The sequence below is a fragment of the Nonomuraea sp. NPDC052265 genome, from assembly GCF_044547985.1.
GTDB lineage: Bacteria > Actinomycetota > Actinomycetes > Streptosporangiales > Streptosporangiaceae > Nonomuraea.
In genome coordinates, this window is record NZ_JBIUBJ010000017.1 from 84,500 (window position 1) to 105,800 (window position 21,301).

General features: G+C 71.2%; 19 protein-coding genes. 10 read left to right on the forward strand and 9 right to left on the reverse strand.

The window, feature by feature from the left end:
- The first annotated feature begins 7 nt into the window (after positions 1–7).
- The 3 genes from kynU to ACIHAD_RS36440 all read left to right on the forward strand — a co-directional run bounded on the left by kynU (position 8) and on the right by ACIHAD_RS36440 (position 3,321).
- Positions 8–1,204 (forward strand): kynureninase, encoded by a 1,197-nt coding sequence (kynU, locus tag ACIHAD_RS36430; protein WP_397359266.1) that lies wholly within the window; start codon positions 8–10, stop codon positions 1,202–1,204.
- Between the two features lie 123 nt (positions 1,205–1,327).
- Positions 1,328–2,515 carry a serine hydrolase domain-containing protein gene (locus ACIHAD_RS36435; RefSeq protein WP_397359267.1) on the forward strand — a complete coding sequence of 396 codons (1,188 nt, stop codon included), beginning with the start codon at positions 1,328–1,330 and terminating at the stop codon, positions 2,513–2,515.
- Positions 2,516–2,712: 197 nt separating this feature from the next.
- Positions 2,713–3,321 (forward strand): LysE family translocator, encoded by a 609-nt coding sequence (locus ACIHAD_RS36440; protein ID WP_397359268.1) that lies wholly within the window; start codon positions 2,713–2,715, stop codon positions 3,319–3,321.
- On the opposite strand, the gene ACIHAD_RS36445 is transcribed toward ACIHAD_RS36440, so the two are convergent.
- The gene (locus ACIHAD_RS36445) at positions 3,301–3,675 is read right to left on the reverse strand and encodes an MmcQ/YjbR family DNA-binding protein (RefSeq protein ID WP_397359269.1); all 375 of its coding nucleotides are present in this window, start codon (positions 3,673–3,675) and stop codon (positions 3,301–3,303) included. The two genes, ACIHAD_RS36440 and ACIHAD_RS36445, sit on opposite strands and share 21 nt — an antisense overlap.
- A 204-nt stretch (positions 3,676–3,879) precedes the next feature.
- Positions 3,880–4,926, reverse strand: coding sequence for a DUF2293 domain-containing protein (locus ACIHAD_RS36450; protein WP_397359270.1), 1,047 nt, complete (start codon positions 4,924–4,926; stop codon positions 3,880–3,882).
- A 107-nt stretch (positions 4,927–5,033) separates the two neighbouring features.
- Here ACIHAD_RS36450 and ACIHAD_RS36455 point away from each other — a divergent pair, with 107 nt between their 5' ends.
- Positions 5,034–5,837: an FKBP-type peptidyl-prolyl cis-trans isomerase gene (locus tag ACIHAD_RS36455; protein WP_397359271.1), complete on the forward strand. Its 804-nt coding sequence runs from the start codon at positions 5,034–5,036 to the stop codon at positions 5,835–5,837.
- A gap of 6 nt (positions 5,838–5,843) precedes the next feature.
- Here the strand turns inward: ACIHAD_RS36455 and ACIHAD_RS36460 are convergent, their stop codons facing one another.
- Positions 5,844–6,752, reverse strand: a complete 909-nt coding sequence (locus ACIHAD_RS36460; RefSeq protein WP_397359272.1) for a M23 family metallopeptidase — start codon at positions 6,750–6,752, stop codon at positions 5,844–5,846.
- Positions 6,753–6,867: 115 nt separating this feature from the next.
- On the opposite strand from ACIHAD_RS36460, the gene ACIHAD_RS36465 reads away from it, so the two are divergent.
- Positions 6,868–9,549 carry a BTAD domain-containing putative transcriptional regulator gene (locus ACIHAD_RS36465; RefSeq protein WP_397359273.1) on the forward strand — a complete coding sequence of 894 codons (2,682 nt, stop codon included), beginning with the start codon at positions 6,868–6,870 and terminating at the stop codon, positions 9,547–9,549.
- A gap of 8 nt (positions 9,550–9,557) precedes the next feature.
- Here ACIHAD_RS36465 and ACIHAD_RS36470 read toward each other — a convergent pair whose 3' ends face one another.
- Positions 9,558–10,904, reverse strand: coding sequence for an NERD domain-containing protein kinase family protein (locus tag ACIHAD_RS36470; RefSeq protein WP_397359274.1), 1,347 nt, complete (start codon positions 10,902–10,904; stop codon positions 9,558–9,560).
- A gap of 61 nt (positions 10,905–10,965) precedes the next feature.
- Here ACIHAD_RS36470 and ACIHAD_RS36475 point away from each other — a divergent pair, with 61 nt between their 5' ends.
- The 3 genes from ACIHAD_RS36475 (at position 10,966) to ACIHAD_RS36485 (ending at position 13,150) form a co-directional block, all read left to right on the forward strand.
- Complete coding sequence (locus tag ACIHAD_RS36475; RefSeq protein ID WP_397359275.1) at positions 10,966–11,583, forward strand: DJ-1/PfpI family protein; 618 nt, start codon at positions 10,966–10,968, stop codon at positions 11,581–11,583.
- Positions 11,580–12,215 carry a MarR family winged helix-turn-helix transcriptional regulator gene (locus ACIHAD_RS36480; RefSeq protein WP_397359276.1) on the forward strand — a complete coding sequence of 212 codons (636 nt, stop codon included), beginning with the start codon at positions 11,580–11,582 and terminating at the stop codon, positions 12,213–12,215. The genes ACIHAD_RS36475 and ACIHAD_RS36480 overlap by 4 nt, the downstream gene beginning before the upstream one ends.
- A gap of 668 nt (positions 12,216–12,883) precedes the next feature.
- Positions 12,884–13,150, forward strand: a complete 267-nt coding sequence (locus ACIHAD_RS36485) for a hypothetical protein (protein WP_397359277.1) — start codon at positions 12,884–12,886, stop codon at positions 13,148–13,150.
- A 185-nt stretch (positions 13,151–13,335) separates the two neighbouring features.
- Here the strand turns inward: ACIHAD_RS36485 and ACIHAD_RS36490 are convergent, their stop codons facing one another.
- Positions 13,336–13,782 carry a C40 family peptidase gene (locus tag ACIHAD_RS36490; protein ID WP_397359278.1) on the reverse strand — a complete coding sequence of 149 codons (447 nt, stop codon included), beginning with the start codon at positions 13,780–13,782 and terminating at the stop codon, positions 13,336–13,338.
- A 504-nt stretch (positions 13,783–14,286) separates the two neighbouring features.
- Between ACIHAD_RS36490 and ACIHAD_RS36495 the strand changes: the two genes are divergently transcribed.
- Positions 14,287–14,553 carry a hypothetical protein gene (locus ACIHAD_RS36495; protein WP_397359279.1) on the forward strand — a complete coding sequence of 89 codons (267 nt, stop codon included), beginning with the start codon at positions 14,287–14,289 and terminating at the stop codon, positions 14,551–14,553.
- 415 nt (positions 14,554–14,968) lie between these two features.
- Positions 14,969–15,316, forward strand: a complete 348-nt coding sequence (locus tag ACIHAD_RS36500; protein WP_397359280.1) for an STAS domain-containing protein — start codon at positions 14,969–14,971, stop codon at positions 15,314–15,316.
- Here ACIHAD_RS36500 and ACIHAD_RS36505 read toward each other — a convergent pair.
- Genes ACIHAD_RS36505 through ACIHAD_RS36520 form a run of 4 tightly spaced genes read right to left on the reverse strand, consistent with a single transcriptional unit; the run spans position 15,283 to position 21,294 of the window.
- Positions 15,283–17,502: a germacradienol/geosmin synthase gene (locus ACIHAD_RS36505; RefSeq protein WP_397359281.1), complete on the reverse strand. Its 2,220-nt coding sequence runs from the start codon at positions 17,500–17,502 to the stop codon at positions 15,283–15,285. The genes ACIHAD_RS36500 and ACIHAD_RS36505 overlap by 34 nt on opposite strands.
- A complete protein-coding gene (locus ACIHAD_RS36510) occupies positions 17,502–18,872 on the reverse strand; it encodes a family 2B encapsulin nanocompartment shell protein (RefSeq protein WP_397359282.1) in 1,371 nt (456 codons plus the stop codon). Before ACIHAD_RS36510 ends, ACIHAD_RS36505 begins: the two co-directional genes overlap by 1 nt.
- 43 nt (positions 18,873–18,915) lie before the next feature.
- Positions 18,916–20,325: a family 2B encapsulin nanocompartment shell protein gene (locus ACIHAD_RS36515; RefSeq protein ID WP_397359283.1), complete on the reverse strand. Its 1,410-nt coding sequence runs from the start codon at positions 20,323–20,325 to the stop codon at positions 18,916–18,918.
- 27 nt (positions 20,326–20,352) lie between these two features.
- Positions 20,353–21,294: a 4-hydroxy-3-methylbut-2-enyl diphosphate reductase gene (locus tag ACIHAD_RS36520; RefSeq protein WP_397359284.1), complete on the reverse strand. Its 942-nt coding sequence runs from the start codon at positions 21,292–21,294 to the stop codon at positions 20,353–20,355.
- Between the last annotated feature and the right edge of the window lie 7 nt (positions 21,295–21,301).

Below are 21,301 nucleotides of genomic sequence, written 5' to 3' on the forward strand. Positions count from 1 at the left end.
ACAACCGGTGCTGGACCGTGACGCCTGCCTCGCCCTCGACGCCGACGATCCGCTGCGGCCGTTCAAGGACGAGTTCGTCCTGCCCGAGGGGGTCGTCTACCTCGTGGGCAACTCGCTCGGCGCGCTGCCCCGCCGCGCCGCGGAACGGGTGCGCCGCACGGTCGAGGAGGAGTGGGGCGGCCGGCTCGTCGGCGGCTGGAACGCGGCCGGCTGGTACGACCAGCCCCTGACCGCGGGCGACCGGCTCGCGCCGCTGATCGGGGCCGGCCCCGGCCAGGTCGTCGTGGGCAACACCACCACGATCGCCGCCTACCAGGCGCTGGCCGCCGCGGTACGGCTGCGCCCCGGCCGCAAGGTGATCGTCTCCGACCCCCGGAACTTCCCCACCGACCACTACATCGCCCAGGGCCTGGCCCGGCTGCTCGGCGACTACGAGGTGCGCGACTACGCGCAGGGCCGGTTCGACGACGCGGCCGTGGTGCTGCTGTCGGAGGTGGACTACCGTACGGGCGCCAGGCGGGACGTGCCCTCGGTGACCGCCCGGGTCCAGGCGGCCGGGGCGCTCATGGTCTGGGACGTGTGCCACAGCGTCGGCGCCATGGAGGTGGACGTGTCGCAGGCCGACTTCGCGGTCGGGTGCACGTACAAGTACCTCAACGCGGGACCGGGCGCGCCCGCCTTCCTCTACGTCAACCCGCGTCACCACGCCACCGCCGAGAACGTGCTGTCCGGCTGGCACGGCCACGCCGAGCCGTTCGCCTTCGAGACCGGCTACCGCCCGGCCGAGGGCATCCGGCGGTTCGCGGTCAGCACGCCGCACGTGGTGTCGTTCGCGGCGCTGGAGGCGGCGCTGGAGATGTGGGAGCGGGTGCCGATGGCACAGGTGCGGGCCAAGAGCATCGCCCTGACCTCGCTCTTCGCCGACCTGGTCGGCGACGCGCTCAAGCTGGTCTCGCCCGCCGAGCCGGAGGCGCGCGGCAGCCAGGTCTGCTTCCACCACCCCGACGGCTACCCGGTCATGCGGGCCCTCATCGACCGGGGCGTGCACGGCGACTTCCGCGCGCCGGACGTCCTGCGGTTCGGTTTCGCGCCGCTCTACATCGGCTACACGGACGTCTACGACGCGGCCGCCACGCTGCTGGAGGTGCTGGACAAGGAGCTGTGGCGGGACGAGAAGTACGCCCGGCGGCTCGCGGTCACCTGATCGGGCGAGCCCCCTCCCTCTTGAGAGCGAGCCGGAAGATCGCCGTCGTCGGCGATCCCCCGCCAGGGGGTCTCCAGCCAGGATTGTCCCATCGAAAGCCGATGTGACCTGGAGAGATCCCCCATGAAGCGCACCCGTATCGCCGCCGTCGTCCTCGCCCTGGCCGCCCTGACCGTCAGCGCCCCCGCCCTCGCCCAGACCCGGGCGAGCTCCCACAGCGCCGTCACCGCGCAGGTGCCGCCGATCAACGAGGCGGCGCTGCGGAAGAGCATCGCCGGGCTGCCCGCGCCCGACGCCACCGCCGCCGAGGTCAGGGTGAGCGGCTCGGCCGGCTCCTGGCACGGCGTCTCGGGCGTGACCGATCTGCGCGGGAAGCATCCGGCCAAGGAGGGGGCCAGATTCCGGGCGGGCAGCGTGACCAAGGTGCTGACCACGGCGGTCGTGCTCCAGCTCGTGGCCGAGGGCAGGATCTCGCTCGACCGCACGGTCCAGGACTACCTGCCGGGGCTGCTGCCCGCCGACTACCCGCCGGTCAAGCTGTCCCAGGTGCTCAACCACACCAGCGGCCTGCCGTCACCGAAGTCGGAGGGCGGCTTCGAGCGGGTCTACGCCGAACGCCTCACGACGATCACCCCGAAGGAGTACGTCCGCCAGGCCGTGCTCAACCCGATCGAGTTCACCCCCGGGACCGAGCAGCACTACCTCAACACCAACACCTTCGTCGAGGGCCTGGTGATCGAGAAGGTCACCGGCAGGTCGTACGAGCAGGAGGTCGGCGCCCGGATCCTGCGTCCGGTCGGCATGAACCAGAGCTACTTCCCCGGGACGTCCGTCAAGATCCACGGCCGGCACAACCACGGCTACCAGGTCGTCCCGAAGGGCTTCCCCGACTCCTTCGCCTACGGCAAGGCGTACGTCGTGGACGTCACCGAGATGGAGGTCACCTCGACCTGGGCCTCGGGCGACCTCATCTCCACCACCGCCGACCTGGAGAAGTTCACCAAGGCGCTGTTCGGCGGCGAGCTCGTGCCCGCCGAGCAGCTGGAGCTGATGTTCACCGTGCCGAAGGTGACCATGTTCGGCACCGACGACGAGCCGGCCCACTACACCTCGGGCCTGACCGAGCTGGTGCTGCCCGGCGGCATCGTCGCGTACGGCAAGACCGGCGCCCGCTACGGCAACTCCACCGGTATCGGCGCCACCCGCGACCTGAGCCGCGTCGTGGTCTACTCGCTCAACTCCACCGACGCCAAGGCCCAGGGCCAGAACGAACGCGGCCTCGGCGTCGCGCTGGCGGCCTTCGCCAAATAGCCGCCCGGCAGGGGCTCACGGTGGCTTTCGCCAAAGAGATCCCTTATCGACCGCCCTGGCGCGTTTCGGCAAACTGGTCCCGGTATCATCGTCAGTGCCCACAAGGCACTGACGATGTTCGCCCGCGTGACCGTGCGACCTCCGCACACCCGGCGGGTCGGGCGGGAGCGCGCCCTCAGCTCCGGGAGACCCCCGCCATGCTGCTGACCTTCGCGGTCACGACGCTCATCATGATCATGATTCCCGGCCCCGACGCCGCGCTGATCATGCGCAACTCCCTCGCACACGGCCGCGTGGCCGGCCTGCTGACCATGCTCGGCGGCCTGCTCGGCCTGTCCGTGCACGCCGCCGCCGCCGCGGTCGGCCTGTCGGCGCTGCTGGTCGCCTCGCCCACCGCCTTCACCGTGGTACGCGGCCTCGGCATCTGCTACCTGCTCTGGCTCGGGGTGCACGCGCTGCTGTCCAGCCGGAACCGGACCAAGGCCGTGGAGGCCGCCGCGCCCCCGACCGGCTCGCCGCTCGTGCACGTCCGCAGGGGGCTGCTGTCGAACCTGCTCAACCCCAAGGTGCTGCTGCTCTTCGTGACCTGGCTGCCGCAGTTCCTGCCCGGCCACGGCGACACCCTGGGAAGGGCCCTGCTGCTGTCGGGGATCATCGCCGTGCTCTACGCGCTCTGGTTCAGCCTCTACAACGTGATCATCGACCGGGTGAGCGCGCTGCTGCGCAGGCCGCGGGTGCGGGCCAGGGTCGAGCGCGTGACCGGGGTGCTGCTGGTCGCCTTCGCGCTACGGCTCGCCGTCCAGTAGCTTGACCGCCCGCTTCGGGGCGATGGTCCGGTAGCTCTCCTCCACCCAGTCGAGCAGCACGTCGGTCGCGGGCAGCGCCGACAGGAACGGCACGGTCACCCAGCCGGCCCTGCCCAGGCCGTACCCGCTGGGGGCCGCGCCCTCGACGGTCAGCGCGTGGCCGTGCGCCTCCGACAGCAGCTTCACGCCGAACGTCGGGTCCCACTTCTCCGTCTGCTCGTCCAGGCCGAGGAACAGGAAGACCTTCTTGTTGACCTTGATGACCGTCTCGCCCCACGGATGGTCCTCGTGGGTCTCGGGCAGCCCCAGCGCGAAGGTCCGCAGCTCCTCCCGTACGGTGTGCCAGTCGTCCATGCGATGGACGATATCGAAAAGTCCCGCCTGGCGGCACGGGCCGTCCGCGCGGGAGGCTGCCGACGTGACGGTCGACGAGCTGATGGACCTGCCGGCCCGGTGCGAGGCGCCCAGGCCCAATCGCCCTGCGCCGCGCCGACGACCTGGGCAAGGTGGTCGGCCTGCCCCGCCCGCCCCTCGCCGAACTGTCCACCCGGCGACCGATCATCGAGGCGGTCGCCGGAACTGCGTGAGTTTGGCCTCGATGGTGTCCCTGATCCGGTCGCGGGCCTCCATGCGGGGGACGCCCGACATGAGCAGGCGGTCGTAGTCGGTGTCGAGGTGCCGGATCGACGCGATCACCGCCAGCGTGATGGCGTTCTCGTCGAGCGCCCTGGCCGCCGCCGTCCTGCCCACCCGGCCGCTGCCGCGCTGGCCGGCGTGCTCGGCGATCTCGCGGGCCCGCTCGGCCGGGCAGCTCGGGAACAGCCGGGCGATCTCGGCCGCCATCGCCGCCTGGAAGCCGACGTCCTGCTCGGCCCTGCGCGCCTGGTCACGCTCGCGGCGGCGCATACGCGCCTCCTCGTCGGCCAGGCAGCGCTCCTCGGCCGCGGTCAGCGCGGCCTCCTCGACCAGGACGCCCTGACGCTGGTAGACCTTGCGCCGCCGGTTGTACCGGACGACCACCGCCGACAGCCCGCTCTCCTGCTTGGCCCGCCGGCTGAGCGCCGCGTTCCCCGACGGCAGGAACACCAGGTGGTCCATGTCGGCGCAGCTCAGGCAGTGGGGCCGGTCGTCCTCCATGATCAGGTACGGCCCGGTGTCACCGCAGGACGCGCACGTCCACGGCCCCTGCGAGGCCACCGCCACCAGGTCGGGCGCCTTGCTCTGCCGCTCGGTGAGCCGCCGCGCCCGAGCCTCGCTCAGGTCGGGCGAGAGCCAGTGGACGCGGAAGGCGTCCTGCCCGTGCCCCGAGGTGAAGCGCAGGTCGCGCCGGTCGCGGGTGCCGGCCACGTACGGCGTGTCCACCGGCCTGAGCCCCTTGGCCAGGGCCCATTCCCGCAGCAGCCCGGCCGTGGCGAGCAGGCGCTCCTCGTCCACCGCGGCCAGCTCGGCCAGCGTGCCGGCCCGGCCCTGCCGCCAGAGGTCCACGTGCCGGGAGTGCAGCCAGCGCAACGCCGTCACGACGTCGATGAACGTCACGTAGTGGCGGTTGGTCAACGCGATCTCGGCTGCTTCAGCGACCCTGCGGGCCAGGTTGGGCTTGCTCACGCGGTCCAGTCTCCCGCGCCCTTTGTCGTGAGATGGCGAGACCCGCAGCTTTCCTTTTGGCTATTGCGGCAAGTAACCCCTTCGGATCTGGCATCTTGGGGGAAATCGTGCGCCTGCTCTGGCCTGCCGTACTCATGCTGGCCACCTCGTGTGGCGTCGCCGAGGACGGCTCCCAGCCCGTCGTGACGGGCGCGTTCGGCAGCAAGCCCGTCGTCGCCATACCTCGGGGGAAGCCGGGGCGCACGCCGCGGATCACGGTGCTCTCCATGGGCAACGGCCGGCGTACGGTCCCGGGGGACGTCGTGCTCGCCGACGTGGACATCCGGCGATGGTCGGGAAACAAGCCGTATCTCAGCACCTACGACGGCAACCAGCCCACGACGGTCGTCTTCGACGGCAGGCAGGTCTCCGAGACCTGGCGGGCCTCGCTCATCGGCAGGCCGGCCGGCAGCCGCGTCATGCTGGTCAGCCCGGCGTCGGAGGCCATGGGCCCGAACCTGCCGCTGACCGGCGTCTCGCCGGCCGACACGCTGGTGGTGGTCTTCGACATCCTCGGCGGCTACCCGCCCGACGCGCGGCTCGTCGGACGGGCCCTGCCGGCGATCCCGTCCGACCTGCGGCCGGACTCCGCGCCCCGCGTCCTCATCGACGGTTCGGGGCGGGACGTCACAGCGGGTTCCAAGGTGGTGATCCAGTACGTGGCCGCGTCCTGGCCGTCCCGCTCGGTGGTGGACTCGTCCTACCGGCGGGGCGGCCCCAGCGCCTTCACGCTCAAGCCGGGCTCGGTGCCGCCCGCCTGGCTGGAGGCCCTGGTCGGCCGACAGGTCGGCAGCCGGCTGGCCGTGGGATCCCCCGGGGACAGGCCCATGCTGTACGTGATCGACGTCCTCGACACGATCACGCCTGCCTGAGCCGCCTCAGCCGCAGTGCTCGAACGGGCTGTCGTACGCCGAGGCGCCGGCCTTGCCGCCCCACTTGACGCACGTGTTCGCGGCGGCGGCGTAGACCGGACCGGCGTAGTAGCCGTAGTTGCCCGAGTCCGTCTTCCTGGTACTGCCCTGCACCTCCAGGTAGGCGGTCGTCGCGGTCGCCGTGCCGAGCGACTTCGCCTTCATGGTGACCACGCAGTTGTTGCCGTTGGAGTTGTTGTAGAGCAGGTAGACGGTCCCGTCGGCGCCGAGCCCGGCCGAGTCGATCACGTCGTAGCCGGAGCCGCAGGCCTCCTGCGGCGTGTACGGGTTGGTGGACCCGCCGCAGTTCTTCGAGGTCACCGTCTGGACCGGGTAGCCGAAGGTGACGCCGTTGAAGACGGCCTTCTGGATGTTCGACGGGTAGCTGGTGCCCAGGCGCACCTCGTAGTGCAGGTGGGGGCTGATGTTGTTGCCCGGCTTGCTGGTGTTGCCGACCGTGCCGATCTGCTGGCCCTGCGAGACGGACTGGCCGGCGCTGACCAGCCGGGTGTTCAGGTGGGCGTAGTAGCTGGACCAGCCGCCGCCGTGGTCGATCTTGACGAGGTTGCCGTAGCCGTTGGTCGAGCCCTGGTGCGCCGAGATCGCCACCGTTCCCGACGCGGCGGCCACCACCGGGTCGCCGAGGTCGGCGTCGGCCGTGCTGCCCCGGTTGAAGTCGATCTCCCACGACTGGTGGGCGCTGCTCGCGCTGGAGTTGCCGGTCCAGGTCTGGCCGCAGGGGAACGGCATCTGGAAGTTCGTCGCGAGGAGCTGCGCCTGCGCGGACTCCGGTTCGGGGTCGGCGAAGGCGGGGGTCGTCGTACCGAGGCCGAGTAACAATGCGAGGCCCGCGACCATTGATCGGCTGAGCTTCATGGGGTGATCCTTTCCAGTGGGATCTGTGACACCAGAGTCCGCATTGGCCGCACAAGAATCATCCAGAACCGATACAAAGAGCTGTCAGATCTCCCGTAAAGGGGCTGATGCTGTCATGACGGTCACCTTCCACGTCCTCGGGCCGCTGGAGATCCGCTCCGGCGGCCGGCCCCTACGGATCTCCGGCGGCAAACCCCGCATGCTGCTGGCCACGTTGCTGCTGGAGGCGGGGCAGGTGGTCGGCGCCGACCGGCTCGCCGAGGTGCTCTGGCCGGGACGTCCCCCGCGTTCGGCCCTGGCCAACGTCCGTACCTACGTCAGCTCGCTGAGGTCCCAGCTCGGGCCGGTCGGCCTGCGCGCGGCGGGGGCGGGCTACACGATCGACGTCGCGGACGGCACGCTCGACCTGCGCCTGTTCGAGGAGCTGACCGGCCGTGGCGAGTACGGCGACGCCCTCGCGCTGTGGCGCGGCGCGCCGCTGAGCGACCTGCCGGGCAGCCCGGTCTGGGACCGCCGGATCGAGCACCTCCACCGGCTGCGGCTGCGCGCCGCCGAGTCGCTGATCGAGCGGCGCATCAAGGCCGGCGACCACGACGGCGCGGCCGACGAGCTGCGCGGCCTGCTGGCCGAGCATCCCTACCGGGAGGACCTGTGGGGCCGGCTGCTGCTCGCCCTGCACCGCGGGGGCCGCAAGGCCGAGGCGCTGCGCACGTACGCGGCGGTGCGCGACCAGCTCGTGGACGAGCTCGGCGTCGAGCCGGGAGCGGAGCTGCGCGGCGCGTACGAGCTGATCCTGGCCGACGAGGGACGGGCGGCGCCGGCCGTGCCCCGGCAGCTCCCGCCCGATCTGCCGGACTTCATCGGCAGGGCCGCCGCCATGGCCGCGCTGGGCGGGACGTTCTCGGTCGCGGTGATCTCCGGGCCGCCCGGCGTGGGGAAGTCGGCCCTGGCCGTGCACGCCGCCCACCGCCTGCGCGCGGCCTTCCCCGCCGGGCAGCTCTACCTGGAGCTGGGCGGCAGGGCGCCGGGCGAGCTGCTGGCCGAGGCCCTGCGCGCGCTCGGCGTGACCGGCGCGCCGCCGACGCCCGGCGAGCGGTCGGCGCTGTTCCGGTCGCTGCTGGCCGAGCGCCCGATGCTGGTCCTGCTGGACGACGCCCGCGACGCCGCCCAGGTACGCCCGCTGCTCCCCGGCAACGAGAGCGTCGTGATCGTGACCAGCAGGCGGCGGATCACCGAGCTGCCCGGCGCGCTGCGCGTCCAGCTCGGCGAGTTGTCGCCGGAGGAGTCGCTGGCGCTGCTCGGCGGCGTCGCCGGGGCCGGACGGGTGGCCCGCGAACCGGCCGACGCCCTGGCCGTCGTGACGCTCTGCGGCGGATCGCCGCTGGCGGTCAGGAGCGCCGGAGCCCGGCTGGCCGGCCGGCCCGGCTGGTCGCTGTCGGTGCTGCGCGAGCGGCTGGAGGAGGACTGGCTGGCCGAGCTGAAGGAGGTCCGGGCCTGCTTCGACGCCACGTACCGCAGGCTGCCGGCGGAGGCCGCCCGTACCCTGAGCGCGCTCGGCGTCCTCGGGCCCGCCGCCGGGGCGCAGCCGGGCTGGGTGGTGGACGCCGCGCTCGGCCGGCACGGCGCGCACGACGTCACCGACCTGCTCGTGGACGTCCACCTCCTGGACCCGGTCGGCACCGACGACGTGGGCCAGCCGCGCTACCGCGTGCCCGACCTCGTCGGCAGGCACGCGCGCGAACGCGGCCCCGACCGCGCCGCGCTGGCCCGGGTGCTGGCGGCCTGGACGGCCACCACCGAGCACGCCATGGCCCGCCTGCCCACCACCGTCTTCAGCCTCACCGCGGCCAGGGCGGCCAGGTGGCGGCTGCCCGCCCGTACCCTCGACCGGCTCACCTCCGACCCGATCAGCTGGTTCGAGTCGGAGCACGAGGCGCTGGCCGGAGCCGTGGGCCTGGCGGCCGAACTGGGCCTGGCCGAGTCGGCCTGGGGGCTGGCCGCCGCCATGGTGCCCTACCTCGACCTGCACTGCCACCTCGGCACCTGGCGCCGTACGCACACCGCCGCCCTGGCCGCCGCCCGCGCCGCCGGCGACCGGTACGGCGAGGCCGCCATGCTCAGGGGCCTGGCCCAGGTCAGCCTGTACCAGGACCGGTACGAGGAGTCCGCCGAGGGCTTCACCCTCTCCCGCCAGATATTTCACGAAATAGGGGACGTCAGGGCCGAGGCGACCTCCGTCTGCGGGCTCGGCGCCGTGAGCCAGTTCCGCGGCCGGCACCTCCAGTCGCTCGGGCACCTGCGCCGGGCGCTGGCCATGTTCGTGGCCTCGGAGGACCGGCACGGCGAGGCGTTCGCCCGCCAGGCCATCGGCCGGGCCTGCCTGAACTCGGGCGACCTCGTCCAGGCGGCGGAGTCGCTCGGCGAGGCCATGCGGCTGGCCCAGGAGCTCGGGGACGCCCACCGGGAGGGATGCGTGTGCCTCCAGATGGGCCACCTGCACCAGGCGATGTCGTTCCACCGGCACGCCCTGGAGATCTTCGAGTCGCTCGGCGACCGCCACTGCGGGGCGTACGCGCTGCAGAGCCTCGCGGGGCTCCAGGCGGCGCGCGGCGACCTGACCCGCGCCTCGACCGGCCTCGAACGTTCGCTGGAGGTCTTCCAGGAGCTCGGCGACCGCAGCGGCGAGGCGTCAGCCACCCAGCTCCTCGGCGAGCTGCACCGCTCGGCCGGACGCACCGGCCTGGCCCTCGACTACCTCAGGCACGCCAGCGCCCTGCGCCGCAGCCTGCCGGTCTGACCGGGGCGCTACGGGCCGGAGACCAGCCGGCGGACCAGCCGCCGCAGCCGCGACTGCTGCAACGGCACGCCCTGGAGCGCGTCGAGCGCCTCCGCAGCGCTCGGCCGCTTGGCCGGTGACGGGTCGAGCATCCGGCGCACCACGTCGGGCACGTCGGGACCGTGGGCGTCGGCGCTGGTCGGGAGCTGCCCGGTGAGCAACTGATAGGCGATGGCCCCCGCCGCGTAGACGTCGGACGCGGTGGTCATCCGGTCGGGACGCTCCTGGCACTCGGGCGCCACGTAATGGGCGTCGAGCACGTTGCCCAGCTCGTGGGCGACCGTGTAGTTGCGCGGCCCCGGCTTGGCGTAGTCGAACCCGGTCAGCACCGCGTGCCCGTCGTCGGTGACCAGCACGCACCCGGGCGTGAGCGCCCGGTGGACGACGCCGTTGGCGTGCGCGTGCGCGAGCCCGCGCAGCAGGTCCTGGATCACGCCCAGCCTGGCCCCCTTGCCCAGCGACAGATGCAGCGCCTCGCCGTGGACGTCGTCGAGCACCAGCACGAACCGGCTCTCGTCGTCGATGGCGAAGAAGTCGCGCGAGCGCACGACGCACGGGTGGGGCGGGATCCGGGCGAGCGACTGGTAGGCGTTGGCGATGCGCTGCCGCTCGGCGGCCCGCGCCTCGTGGTCGGCCAGCGGGTCGGCCTGGTAGACCCGCAGCAGCACGGTCTCGCTGCCCGGCAGGGTGACGTTGAACGCGCGGTATTCGGTGACCTTGGCGTCGCCGCCGAGCTGCTCCTCGACCTCCCAGTTGCCGAACCTGGGCGGCGCGGTGCTGCGGCGCACGGTGTGGTTGAGCGCGTCGAGGACCGCCGTCAGGTAGGGGCGCGCGTCGGGGCTGCATCCCCGCCTGATCCGCGAGACGTCGCCCAGCGTGGCGACCAGACCGGACAGGCCGGTGACGTTGGGGGCGTCGCGGCCGGCCTGGTCGACCAGTTCGGCGTCGGGCGAGGTGAGCACGACCAGGCTGTCGACGTAGACGCGTTCGAGCTGGGTGGCCCTGGACACCAGCAGGCCCTTCAGCGCCTTGGCCGTGCCTCGCAGCTTGGTCACCGGCGAGCCGAACGCCTCCCTGCGCGGCGGGTACCAGCGGGTGCCCGACACCTCGATGCGGCCACGCGTGCCCTTGACGTCGACGACCACGAGCGAGTGGCCGGTCAGCACGAGCAGGTCGACCTCGAACACGTCGTCGCCGCGGGGGACCTCGACGTTGTGCAGCAGCAGCCAGTCGGCGGGGGCGTGGTCGCGCAAGTAGGAGATCACGCGCCGTTCGGCGTCGTTGACCGGCCGTCCTCCGCCGACGATCTGTGCCATGGCGCCTATACTCCCACGGTTCTCGATTGACAACATGTTGTCGAAATGACAGTGTGTTGTCATGAGGGGAATCATTCACCACGCCGTCTACGACACCTTCGCCGACTGGGAGACCGGGCACGCGACCGCCCATCTGCGCAGCGAACGCTTCCAGCGCGAGCCGGGGGCGTACGAGATCGTCAACGTCGGCCCGACCGCCGAGCCCGTCGTCAGCATGGGCGGCCTGCGCGTCACGCCCGGCCTCGCGCTCGACCGGCTCACGCCCGAGGGCAGCTCCCTGCTCATCCTGCCGGGGGCCGACCTGTGGGACGCGGGTGACGAGCTGGCGCCGTTCGCCCGCAAGGCCCGCGAGTTCCTGGAGGCGGGCGTGCCGGTGGCGGCCATCTGCGGCGCCACGGCCGGCCTCGCCCGCGAGGGCCTGCTCGACGACCGCGCCCACACCAGCGCTGCGGCGCCGTACCTGGGGGCTCAGCAGGGGTACGCCGGCGCCGGGCGCTACCAGGAGGCGGACGCCGTGCTCGACGGCGACCTCGTCACCGCCGGGCCCACCGAGCCCGCCGCCTTCGCCAGGGAGATCTTCCGTCGGCTCGACGTCTACCGTCCCGACGTCCTCGACGCCTGGTACCGCCTGTTCGGCAAGAGCGACGCCTCGGCGTTCGAGGTGCTGATGGCCGCATGACCCCTGACAACGCCCCCACCCCCGACCGCAACACCTCCCCGGCCGCCACGGCCACCAACGCGCGCACTGACGGCGAGCGCGCTGGTGACAGTGGAGGCGCCGACAACGGGAGGGCTGGTGGCGGCAGGGGCGCTGACGACGGGCGCGCTGGTGACGGGGGAACCGGCGATGGCGGGAGTGGTGACGGGGAAAGCGCGGCGGCCGAGCTGCTGTCCGGTCTGGCTCTGGCGTCGTTCCGGCTCAACGGCCAGTTCCTGCACGTGGCGGAGGAGCTGGCCAAGCCGGCGGGGATGACGGCGGCCTGGTGGCAGGTGCTGGGCGCCGTCCTGGGGGAGCCGCTGCCGGTGGCGGGGATCGCGCGGGTGATGGGCATGACCCGGCAGGGGGTCCAGCGCATCGCCGACCTGCTGGTGGAAAGGGGGCTCGCCGAATACCGGCCCAACCCCGCTCACCGCCGCGCCAAGCTCCTCCAGCCGACGGAGGCGGGCCGTGAGGCGATCGCCAGGATCGTCCCGGGCCACCGCGCCTTCGCCGCCCGCCTGGTGGAAACGCTCGGCCTCGACGCCACCCGCGACTCCCTGACCGCCCTCCACCGCCTAACCACCGCCCTGAACCACCTAACCGACGCCTAACCACCCCCTTCGACCACATCACCGACGTCTGACCTCTGCGACGCGTGCCCACCCCCTCGACGCCTGACCGGCGGGGAGGGGGACGAGCGGTCGCGCCCGGTCCCGCATGGGCCCGGTCCCGTTTCGCGCCCGCCTCCCGGCAACCCGGCCCGATCATCGCCCCGGAATAGCGGAACACCCTCCAATGGCTGGTCGGAGCAACGTCACAGAGTCGACCACATGGATAACCACGACGGTCTTGCGGATATACGTCCGCATCGCACTCATCCGAGCTCCGGATTCGCCGAACTCAGGACCCGCTGTCACCCTTTTGTTCATCCCGGACGTACACCCATGGATGGCGCCCCAGGTACGCCGTTCGCCGTAGGTCGTTCCTCAAGTTTCGGGTGATCGTTGCCTAAACGGCAGTGCACGAACGCCCCAACCTAGCCGCCGGAAGGCCAAAAGAATCCCGTTCGCCGGGCAGCGGGACCGGGATATATGCAGTCCCCGGTCGATGAGCGCGAAAACCGAGTCCCAAGAAATCGAGGCGTCCCCTTGACCTTCGTTAGGGCTTTTCAGGTTGCGATTTTCGCTGCCTGCCGCGATGGTTATTTGCGGCACCTCACAGCCCTGCACAAACGACCATGGCGCACAAATTCAGCGCCGATCCATGGAGGAAAGCAAACATGATCCGTCGCATTCTGGCCGGTGCAGCTATCGCGGTCACCGCTCTCGGCTTCTCCGCCTCCGCCGCGTCCGCGGACGTCGGCCCCAACCCGTACAACAACGGGCAGAGCATCCTGAGCCAGCTGAGCATCCTCGACGACCTGACGGCGCTGAACGATGTCGCCAACGACTCCATCAAGTACATCGACATCCTCACCCTGCTGCACCTGAACGACATCGAGGCCAACGTCCTCAACAACCAGGACGACTACGGCGACAACAACTGAGCCTCCTCACGTGGCGTAGGCAGGAAGACGATCGGCGTCTCGCGGACAATGCCGCCGAGCCGCCCGGCCAAGGTCGGCTTCCTGGTGCCTTGAGGTGGACCGAAGGTACGGGCCGTGGCATTTCGCGAGGCCACGGCACGGGCTTGGTGCGCACCGAGCTCTGAACGCCTCGCGGTCCAGGTCGATCACTGCAGGACGACCTGGGCCGCGGGGCTCATTCGTACGCGCACCCGGCCGGCGGACTCGGTCCAGGCGTCGGGACGGCCCGGGCTCGGGCGTACGACGCCCAGGAAATGCGGCCGCTCCAGCGCGTCGAGCCGTACGGACTCGCCGCTGAAGGGCGCGTGCACGATCTGAGTGCCGTCCACCGCGAGCGCCACGTGCTCGGGACCCGGGGTGTCGGCGTCACTGTCGTAGAACACCAGGTCCCCGGGCTGGATCTCCTCCCGCGCTATCCGGATCCCGGACCGCCACTGCTCGTACGTCGTCGTCCCGATGGCCACGCCGGCCCGCGCCCACGCGTACTCGGACAGGCCCGAGCAGTCGAACCCCCAGGTCTTGGCCCCTTTTCCGGTCCCGAAGCCGGGACCGCCCGGCCCGCCGCCGCCCCACGAGTACGGGACGCCGATCATCTCTATCGCCGCCCTCAGCGCGATCGAGCCCGCCGCCGACCGGACGGCCGGCGCCTGTGCCCGGCACCCGTACGGATGACATCCGGCGGCGCCCTGCGCGGGAGACGAATGGAAAACGCACACAATGATGTGCGTAAATGCTATTGCCAGCAGCCGCAGTAGTCCGTTCAATGGCATATTAGGCACCCCCGCGTGACAGGCCGTGCCGCCGCTTCGGCACGACATTTCAAGCGACTTCTCCCGATTACCTTCTCCGGGAGTATGGGGATAAAACAACCCGCCCTACCAGACGAGTCACGATATTTCCGGGCATTTCGGGACGACTTTCTCCCGATCGACGGCCAAAGGAATAAGTGCGGGTACTTGACTTTGGCTTAGCATATTCGCCTTGCGGGCCACCGTGATCCCACGAGATCGTTATTCGCGAAAATCCTGCCACTCGGGAGGCGGGTAATTAATGATGACGCGCACCGCTGCGCCGATTCCGATGAAAGGGAAGTAAAAATGATGCGTCGCATTATCACCGGTGCAGCCATCGCCGGCGCGCTGTTCGGGTTCACGGCCACGAGCGCCTCGGCCGACGTCGGCCCCAACGCCTACAACGGCGGCAAGGCCATCCTGAGCCAGCTGTCCATCCTGGACGACCTCACGCTGGCCAACGACGTCCTCAACGACTCCGTCAAGTACATCGACGTCCTCACCGCCCTGCACCTCCAGGACATCGAGCTCAACGTCCTGGACGCCCAGAGCCACTACGGCGACAACAACTGAGGAAACCGCTGATCGGCGGCGGTCCGTCCGTGTGCCCGTCAGGCTGACCTGAAGGCGTTCCGACAGCCACGACCCCTCGTGGAGGCACCTTGCGGAACGCCGCCGGATCGGCCGCGACGGGACGCGCGCGAGCCCCCCGCGAAGTCGGTCCGAGACCGGCCCAGCCCTGCGTGCTGGGCCGGTCTCGGTCGTCTTCGGCGGCCGTCGTAGCCCTTCATAATTGGGCTGCAATTCGGTCATATTCTCCTGAACATCACATAGTGAAACAAACTTCGTGTAACCTGGTTTCGGGTTAATCGTCAGCGCGGCGAAAGACGCCGCGACCTCCTCAGGGCGGCCAGGACGGCCGGGAGGAACCTTGACGGTCATCCCACCGGCAACCCCCTGTCCATAGCTGTTGGGGGGTGCGCACGTCGTGAACGGTCTCGAAGAGCGGCTGCTCTATCAGGACGGGCAGCTCACCATCACGCTGCGGGTCGCTCCCGGCGCTCCGGCCGTCGCCCTGGCGGGGGAGATCGACGTAACCAACAGCCCCGCGCTCGCCAGCACGCTGTCCGACTCGCGCGGGGGCAGCACGTACATCGTGGTCGACACCGGCGAGCTGACCTTCGTCGACCTGTCCGGGCTGCGGGTGCTGGCGCTGCCCGCGCTGCCCCCGGACGAGCGGTGGATCCGCCTGCGCAACGTCACGCCGCACCTGCGGCGGCTGCTGCGCATGATGGGCTGGTTCTACGCCCCGCGCCCGTACGACGTGCCGCTGTAGAAGCCGCTGTGGACGTCGCTGTGGACGAGGGTCGCCGCCGACGTGCCCAGCCCGTGGGGACCGGACAGCCGGAAGGCCGGCGGCAGGTGGTGCCGGCGCAGGGACGGCTCGTCGTACCGGAAACAGCCGCGATGCCAGTTGAGTATGCCGCTCAGCCAGTGGCGGCAGTCGGCCAGGTACGCGTCGAGCCCCCTCCTCGCCGCGCAGTCGAGCCCGAGGTCGTCGCACAGGACCGGCAGCTCGTGCGCGGCGATGTGCTGGAACTGCTTCATCCGCGAGGTCAGCAGGTCGTTGACGATTCCCAGCGCGGCCGGGTAATCGCAGTCGAAGAAGTTCTGGACCACCAGGACGCAGTTGTGCACCTCGCCCTCGAACTCGATCTCCTTCTGGTACGAGAAGATGTCGTTGATCAGCATCCCGCTGTCCATGACCGCGTTCTCCAGCGCCCGCATCGGGCCGCTCTCGTACAGCGCCTCGGGCAGCGCGTCCGCGTGCCGCAGCCGGCACAGGCTCATCGTCAGCTCCGAGCCGAAGGTGAGCCGGCGCATCTCCAGGTAGTCCACCGGGTCGGGGACGTGCCCGGCCGCCTCGTTGCCCAGCTCCCAGAGCCAGCCCTCGCACATCGTCACGACCGACCGGCGGAGTTGCGCGCGGGCCGCGGCCGGCATCGGCCCCGCCGTACGGACCCACAGGTCGGCCAGGCCGCGTTCGAGCGCGCTCACGGGCGGCGGCACGGGCGTGCCGTCCAGCGGCATGAACGCCGAGAGCCTGGACACCGTGACCTTGGCCGCCGCCAGGTTGCCCGACCGCCCGAAGACGACGGGGAAGTAGTCGTCGCCGTAGGTGCCCCAGCACAACCAGTGAGAGGCCAGGTCCAGTTCCTCGGGGGTGGCGTCGGGATGCAGGCCCGCGGCGCACAGCGGCAGGTCGTAGTCGGCCAGCTTGCCGGCGTCCCAGACCGCCGAGCCCGCGACGCCCGGCTGGGCCTCCAGCAGACCCATGGACGCGCACCAGGCCGCCGCGTGGTGTCGAGCATGGTCGAGGTGGGGGGAGAGGCGGAGCTCGAAGGGCATGTACAGCTCGGGGATCCGCGAGGGGCCGACCCGCTGCCGCCTGACGTGGGCGAAGTTGCGCAGCCGCTTGGCACCCGTGCCGGCGATCAGCGACTTCAGGCCGAGCGGCCGGGCCGTCCTGGCGCCTTCGTTCATGTAGCGGCTCGACCGCAGGTGCCACTCGTGCCCGCCGGACTGCCAGTCCTGCAGCCCCTTGACGTAGGCCAGCACGCCCGCCGCCGACAGCGGGTCGACGGCGTGCTCGACGAAGAGCGGGCCGAGCTCGCCCAGCGCGGTGTGCTCGAACTGCTGCAGGCGCGAGGTGAGCAGGTCGTTGACGGCGTCGGCGGCCTCCTGCGTCGTGCACCCGAGGAACGTCTCCAGCACCAGCACGCCGTTGCTCAGCTCGCCCTCGTCCCGGACCTCCCGCTCGTAGGAGAACAGGTCGTTACGCAGGTGCACGGCGTCGGAGAAGCTGTCCTTCAGCACCCGCAGCGGCCTGGTGCCGGCCAGCCGGGCGGGGATCTCGGCCCGCACCGCGTGCTCGACGAGCCCCGCCGACCAGGGCGCGCCGCCCACCTTGCGGCGCATCTCGATGTACTCGACCGGGTTGGCGATCCGGCCCTCGTTGATGTTGGACAACTCCCAGATCGACTCGTTGAGCAGGTGGCGGGTGCTCTCGGCGAACCGCCGCCGCCAGTCGGCCGACATGCCCGGCACCGTACGCCGCCACAGGTCGGCCAGCCCCGCCTCGACCGGGTTGGCCGGCTCCGGCATGGACAGGTCGTCGCCCATCGGCATGAACCCGGGGAGCCGGTCGAGGTGCCGCTTGCCGCCCCGGATGTCGCCGGTGCGCTTGAAGACCTCAAGGAAGTGGTCGTCGAAGAAGAACACCCAGACGTACCAGTCGGTGATCAGGCACAGCTCGGCGGCGTCGCAGTCGGGATGGGTGTAGGCGCACATCAGAGAGTAGTCGTGGCCGTCGAGATCGGCCTCCTCCCAGACGCCCGAGCCCTCCAGCATGCCCATGTCGCGCGCCCACTGCTTGGCGTGCGTACGGGCCTCCTCCAGGTGCGGGTTGAGCCGCGCCGGATACGGCATGTAGAACTCTGGCAGCTCGAACGGCTTGGCCATCAGCTCGCGACCTCCACGTCCTCCAGCACCCCGAGCGCGTCGGGCACCAGGACCGCGCACGAGTAGTAGGCGCTGACCAGGTACGACATGACCGCCTTCCGGTCGATGCCGGTGAGCTTCACACTGAGCCCCGGCTCCCGCTCGTCGGGGACGCCGGTCTGGAAGAGGCCCACGACTCCCTGGTCCTTCTCGCCGGTGCGCATGCACAGGATGGAGGTGGTGCCCGCCGGGCTGATCGGGATCTTGTCGCAGGGCAGGATGGGCACCCCCCGCCACGACTGCACGGGCACGCCCTCGATCTCGACGGTGTCGGGATAGACGCCCCTCGCGCTGCACTGCCGGCCGAAGGCCGCCACGGCCCGCGGGTGGGCGAGGAAGAACCGGGACTTCTTCCTCCGGCTGACCAGGTCGTCCAGGTCGTCGGGGGTGGGCGGCCCGGTCAGCGTGCGGATGCGCTGGCTCGGGTCGACGTTGTGCAGCAGGCCGAAGTCGCGGTTGTTGACCAGCTCGCGCTCCTGCGACTCGCGCACCGCCTGGACGGTGAGCCTGAGCTGCTGCTCGGTCTGGTCCATCGGGTCGCCGAACAGGTCCGCGACCCGGGTGTGCACGCGCAGCACGGTCTGCGACACTCCCAGCTCGTACTCGCGCGGCCCCGGGTCGTAGTCCACGAACGTGCCCGGCAGGACGTGCTCGCCCCGGTGGCCGGCCGCCAGCTCGATGGCCGCCTCACCGTGCTTGGTCTGGGGGGCGGCCCGCCGGGCACGGTGGCGTTCGAGCCGTTCGCGCAGGGCGGGTGTGCTCTCGGCCAGCGCGTGCAGCTCCCCCCATGGCAGGGCCAGCACCGTGCACCTGGTGCCGGCCTCCAGCGTGTCGTGCCGTACGGCCCGGTCGCCCGGCGGCTCGGTCCCGGTGTGGTCGCCCTCGCCGAGGGTGCCGAGCACGAGGCGGTTGCCGTAGTCGCCCGGCTGGAACCTGGTGACCCGGCCGTCGGCGATCAGGATGATCTCGTCAGCCGGCCGTCCGGCCCGGGCGATCGTGTCGCCGCGGGCGTACTCCCGCTGCTCGAACAGCCCCGCCAGGGTGTCGAGCAGGCGGTCGTCGTCGAGCCCGTGGAGCGGCGGCAGCTCGGTCAGGCTCGGCGGCACCACCCGCACCCGGGCGCCGGTGCGCGAGAAGCTCACCCGGCCACCGCCGACCATGTAGGAGAGCCGCCGGTTCACCCGGTAGGTGCCGGCGGTGTCCACCCACGGGAGCATCCGCAGCAGCCAGCGGGAGGAGATCTCCTGCATCTGCGGGGGCGTCTTGGTCGTCGTGGCGAGCTTCCGCGCCGCGGCGGTATCCAGGCTCAGCCGCTGATCCGACTCCGTCAACACAAACACCACCAATTCTTGGACCGGACGGACGAAGGGGCTGCTAGCCGTTCCTGCCGAGCTCGACGTCCTCCAGGACGCCGAGCGCGTCGGGCACCAGGACGGCGGCCGAGTAGTAGGCGCTGACCAGGTAGGAGATGATCGCCTTCTCGTTGATGTTCATGAAGCGCACCGAGAGGCTCGGCTGGTACTCGTCGGGGATGCCGGTCTGGTGCAGGCCGACGACCCCCTGGTTCTCCTGGCCCGTACGCATGAGCAGGAACGACGTGGTGCGCTTGCCGGTGACCGGGATCTTGCTGCACGGGAAGATCGGCACGCCCCGCCAGGCCGGGATGCGGTGGCCGTTGACCTCGCTGGCCTGCGGGTAGAGGCCGCGCTTGCTGCACTCCCTGCCGAACGCGGCGATGGCCTGCGGGTGCGCGAGGAAGAAGGCCGGCTCCTTCCACACCACGGCCAGCAGGTCGTCGAGGTCGTCGGGCGTGGGAGGGCCGGAGCGGGTGCGGATGCGCTGGCTGAAGTCGGCGTTGTGCAGCAGGCCGAACTCCCGGTTGTTGATCAGCTCGTGCTCCTGGCGCTCGCGCAGGGCCTCGATCGTGAGGCGGAGCTGCTGGTCGAGCTGGCTCATCGGCTGGTTGTACAGGTCGGAGACCCGGCTGTGCACCCGCAGGACCGTCTGGGCGACGCTCAGCTCGTACTCGCGGGGGGACTGCTCATAGTCCACGAACGTGCCGGGCAGCGCGACCTCGCCGGAGTGGCCGGAGGACATGTCGATCGCGGCCTCGCCGTAGGCGTTCTGGGCGTGGTCGCCGGAGGCGCGCCAGTTCTGGATGTGCTCGCGCAGCGCGGGCGACTGCTCGGCGAGCTGCTCGAAGGTCTGCCTGGACAGGGTGAGCACGGTGGTGTGCGTCTTGGCCGTGGCGGTGAAGTCGTACGTGCCGCCGCCGACCAGCGCCTGCTCGCCGAGGTGGTCGCCGTCGGCCAGGACGCCGAGGTTCTGCTCGTCGCCGTAGGTGCCCTGCCCGACCTTGCCGACCCGGCCGTGGGCGATCAGCACGAGCTGGTCGGCCGGGTCGTCCTCCCTGACGATGGCCTCGCCCGGCTCGATCTCACGCTGCTGGAAGCGGTCGGCCAGCGCTTCGAGCACGTCCATGTCGTCGAAGCCGCGCAGCATGGGCAGCTCGGTCAGCTCGGCGGGGATGACCCGCACGTCGGAGCCGGTCGTGGAGAACGTGATACGCCCGTCGCCGAGCGTGTACGTCAGGCGCCTGTTGACCCGGAACACGCCACCGGAGCATTGCACCCACGGCAGCAGCCGCAGGAGCCACCTGGAGGTGATCTCCTGCATCTGCGGTGGCGTCTTGGTCGTGGTCGCGAGCTGTTTGGCGGCCTCGGTACTGAGGCTGAGCTGTCCGTTGCCGTTCACGGGCGCGCTGGAGTCGGTCGTTTCTGTCATGGTGCACCGCCAATCTCGGTGTGGGGTCTAGCCGGGGTTGCGGGAGGAACGGAGTTCCAGGGGAAGGGAGAAGGTGAGCGTCTCCTCGGTCACGGTCACGGTCTCGACGTCGGCGAAGCCATGACCGGCGAGCCAGTCGAGCAGGTCGTCGACCAGCACCTCCGGCACGGACGCGCCGGAGCTGACCCCGACCGTCCGCACGCCGACGAGCCATCGGGGATCGGCGTCGGCGGCGCGGTCGACCAGGTGGGCGGCGGGGGCGCCGGCGTGCAGCGCGACCTCGACCAGCCGCTGGGAGTTGGAGGAGTTGGCCGAGCCGACGACGACGACCAGGTCGCACCCGGGGGCGATCCGGGTGATCGCCTCCTGGCGGTTCTGGCTGGCGTAGCAGATGTCGTCGCTAGGCGGGTCGGCCAGGTGGGGGAACCGTTCGCGCAGCTCGGCGACGGCGCCCATGGTCTCGTCGACCGAGAGGGTGGTCTGCGACAGCCAGCTCATGCGCGCCGCACCGCTCGCGGTGACCTCGTGGGGCCTGGCCGGATCGACGACGTGGATGCGGCCGGGCGCCTCGCCGACCGTGCCCTCGACCTCCTCGTGGTCGGCGTGGCCGACGAGCACGATCTCGTAGCCGGCGTCGGCCAGCCGTACCGCCTCCTTGTGCACCTTGGTGACCAGGGGGCAGGTGGCGTCGATCGTGCGCAGGCCGCGGCGCCCGGCCTCCTGCCGGACCGCGGGGGAGACGCCGTGGGCGGAGAAGATCACCAGCGCGTCGTCCGGCACCTCGTCGAGCTCGTCGACGAAGACCGCGCCGCGCCTGCTGAGATCGGCCACCACGAACGTGTTGTGCACGATCTGCTTGCGCACGTAGACCGGTGGCCCGAAGCGCCGGAGCGCCTCCTCCACGGAGATGATCGCCCGTTCGACGCCCGCGCAGTAACCGCGCGGGGCCGCGAGCAGTACGCGTCCCATCGGAGAG

Coding starts and splice junctions, on each gene's coding strand:
- ACIHAD_RS36490 (WP_397359278.1), bottom strand. CDS start 13,782: ATGATCGGCGTCCCGTACTCGTGGGGCGGCGGCGGGCCGGGCGGTCCC.
- ACIHAD_RS36465 (WP_397359273.1), top strand. CDS start 6,868: ATGACGGTCACCTTCCACGTCCTCGGGCCGCTGGAGATCCGCTCCGGC.
- ACIHAD_RS36520 (WP_397359284.1), bottom strand. CDS start 21,294: ATGGGACGCGTACTGCTCGCGGCCCCGCGCGGTTACTGCGCGGGCGTC.
- ACIHAD_RS36495 (WP_397359279.1), top strand. CDS start 14,287: ATGATGCGTCGCATTATCACCGGTGCAGCCATCGCCGGCGCGCTGTTC.
- ACIHAD_RS36460 (WP_397359272.1), bottom strand. CDS start 6,752: ATGAAGCTCAGCCGATCAATGGTCGCGGGCCTCGCATTGTTACTCGGC.
- ACIHAD_RS36440 (WP_397359268.1), top strand. CDS start 2,713: ATGCTGCTGACCTTCGCGGTCACGACGCTCATCATGATCATGATTCCC.
- ACIHAD_RS36435 (WP_397359267.1), top strand. CDS start 1,328: ATGAAGCGCACCCGTATCGCCGCCGTCGTCCTCGCCCTGGCCGCCCTG.
- ACIHAD_RS36485 (WP_397359277.1), top strand. CDS start 12,884: ATGATCCGTCGCATTCTGGCCGGTGCAGCTATCGCGGTCACCGCTCTC.
- ACIHAD_RS36480 (WP_397359276.1), top strand. CDS start 11,580: ATGACCCCTGACAACGCCCCCACCCCCGACCGCAACACCTCCCCGGCC.
- ACIHAD_RS36475 (WP_397359275.1), top strand. CDS start 10,966: ATGAGGGGAATCATTCACCACGCCGTCTACGACACCTTCGCCGACTGG.
- ACIHAD_RS36515 (WP_397359283.1), bottom strand. CDS start 20,325: ATGACAGAAACGACCGACTCCAGCGCGCCCGTGAACGGCAACGGACAG.
- ACIHAD_RS36445 (WP_397359269.1), bottom strand. CDS start 3,675: ATGGACGACTGGCACACCGTACGGGAGGAGCTGCGGACCTTCGCGCTG.
- ACIHAD_RS36470 (WP_397359274.1), bottom strand. CDS start 10,904: ATGGCACAGATCGTCGGCGGAGGACGGCCGGTCAACGACGCCGAACGG.
- ACIHAD_RS36505 (WP_397359281.1), bottom strand. CDS start 17,502: ATGGCCAAGCCGTTCGAGCTGCCAGAGTTCTACATGCCGTATCCGGCG.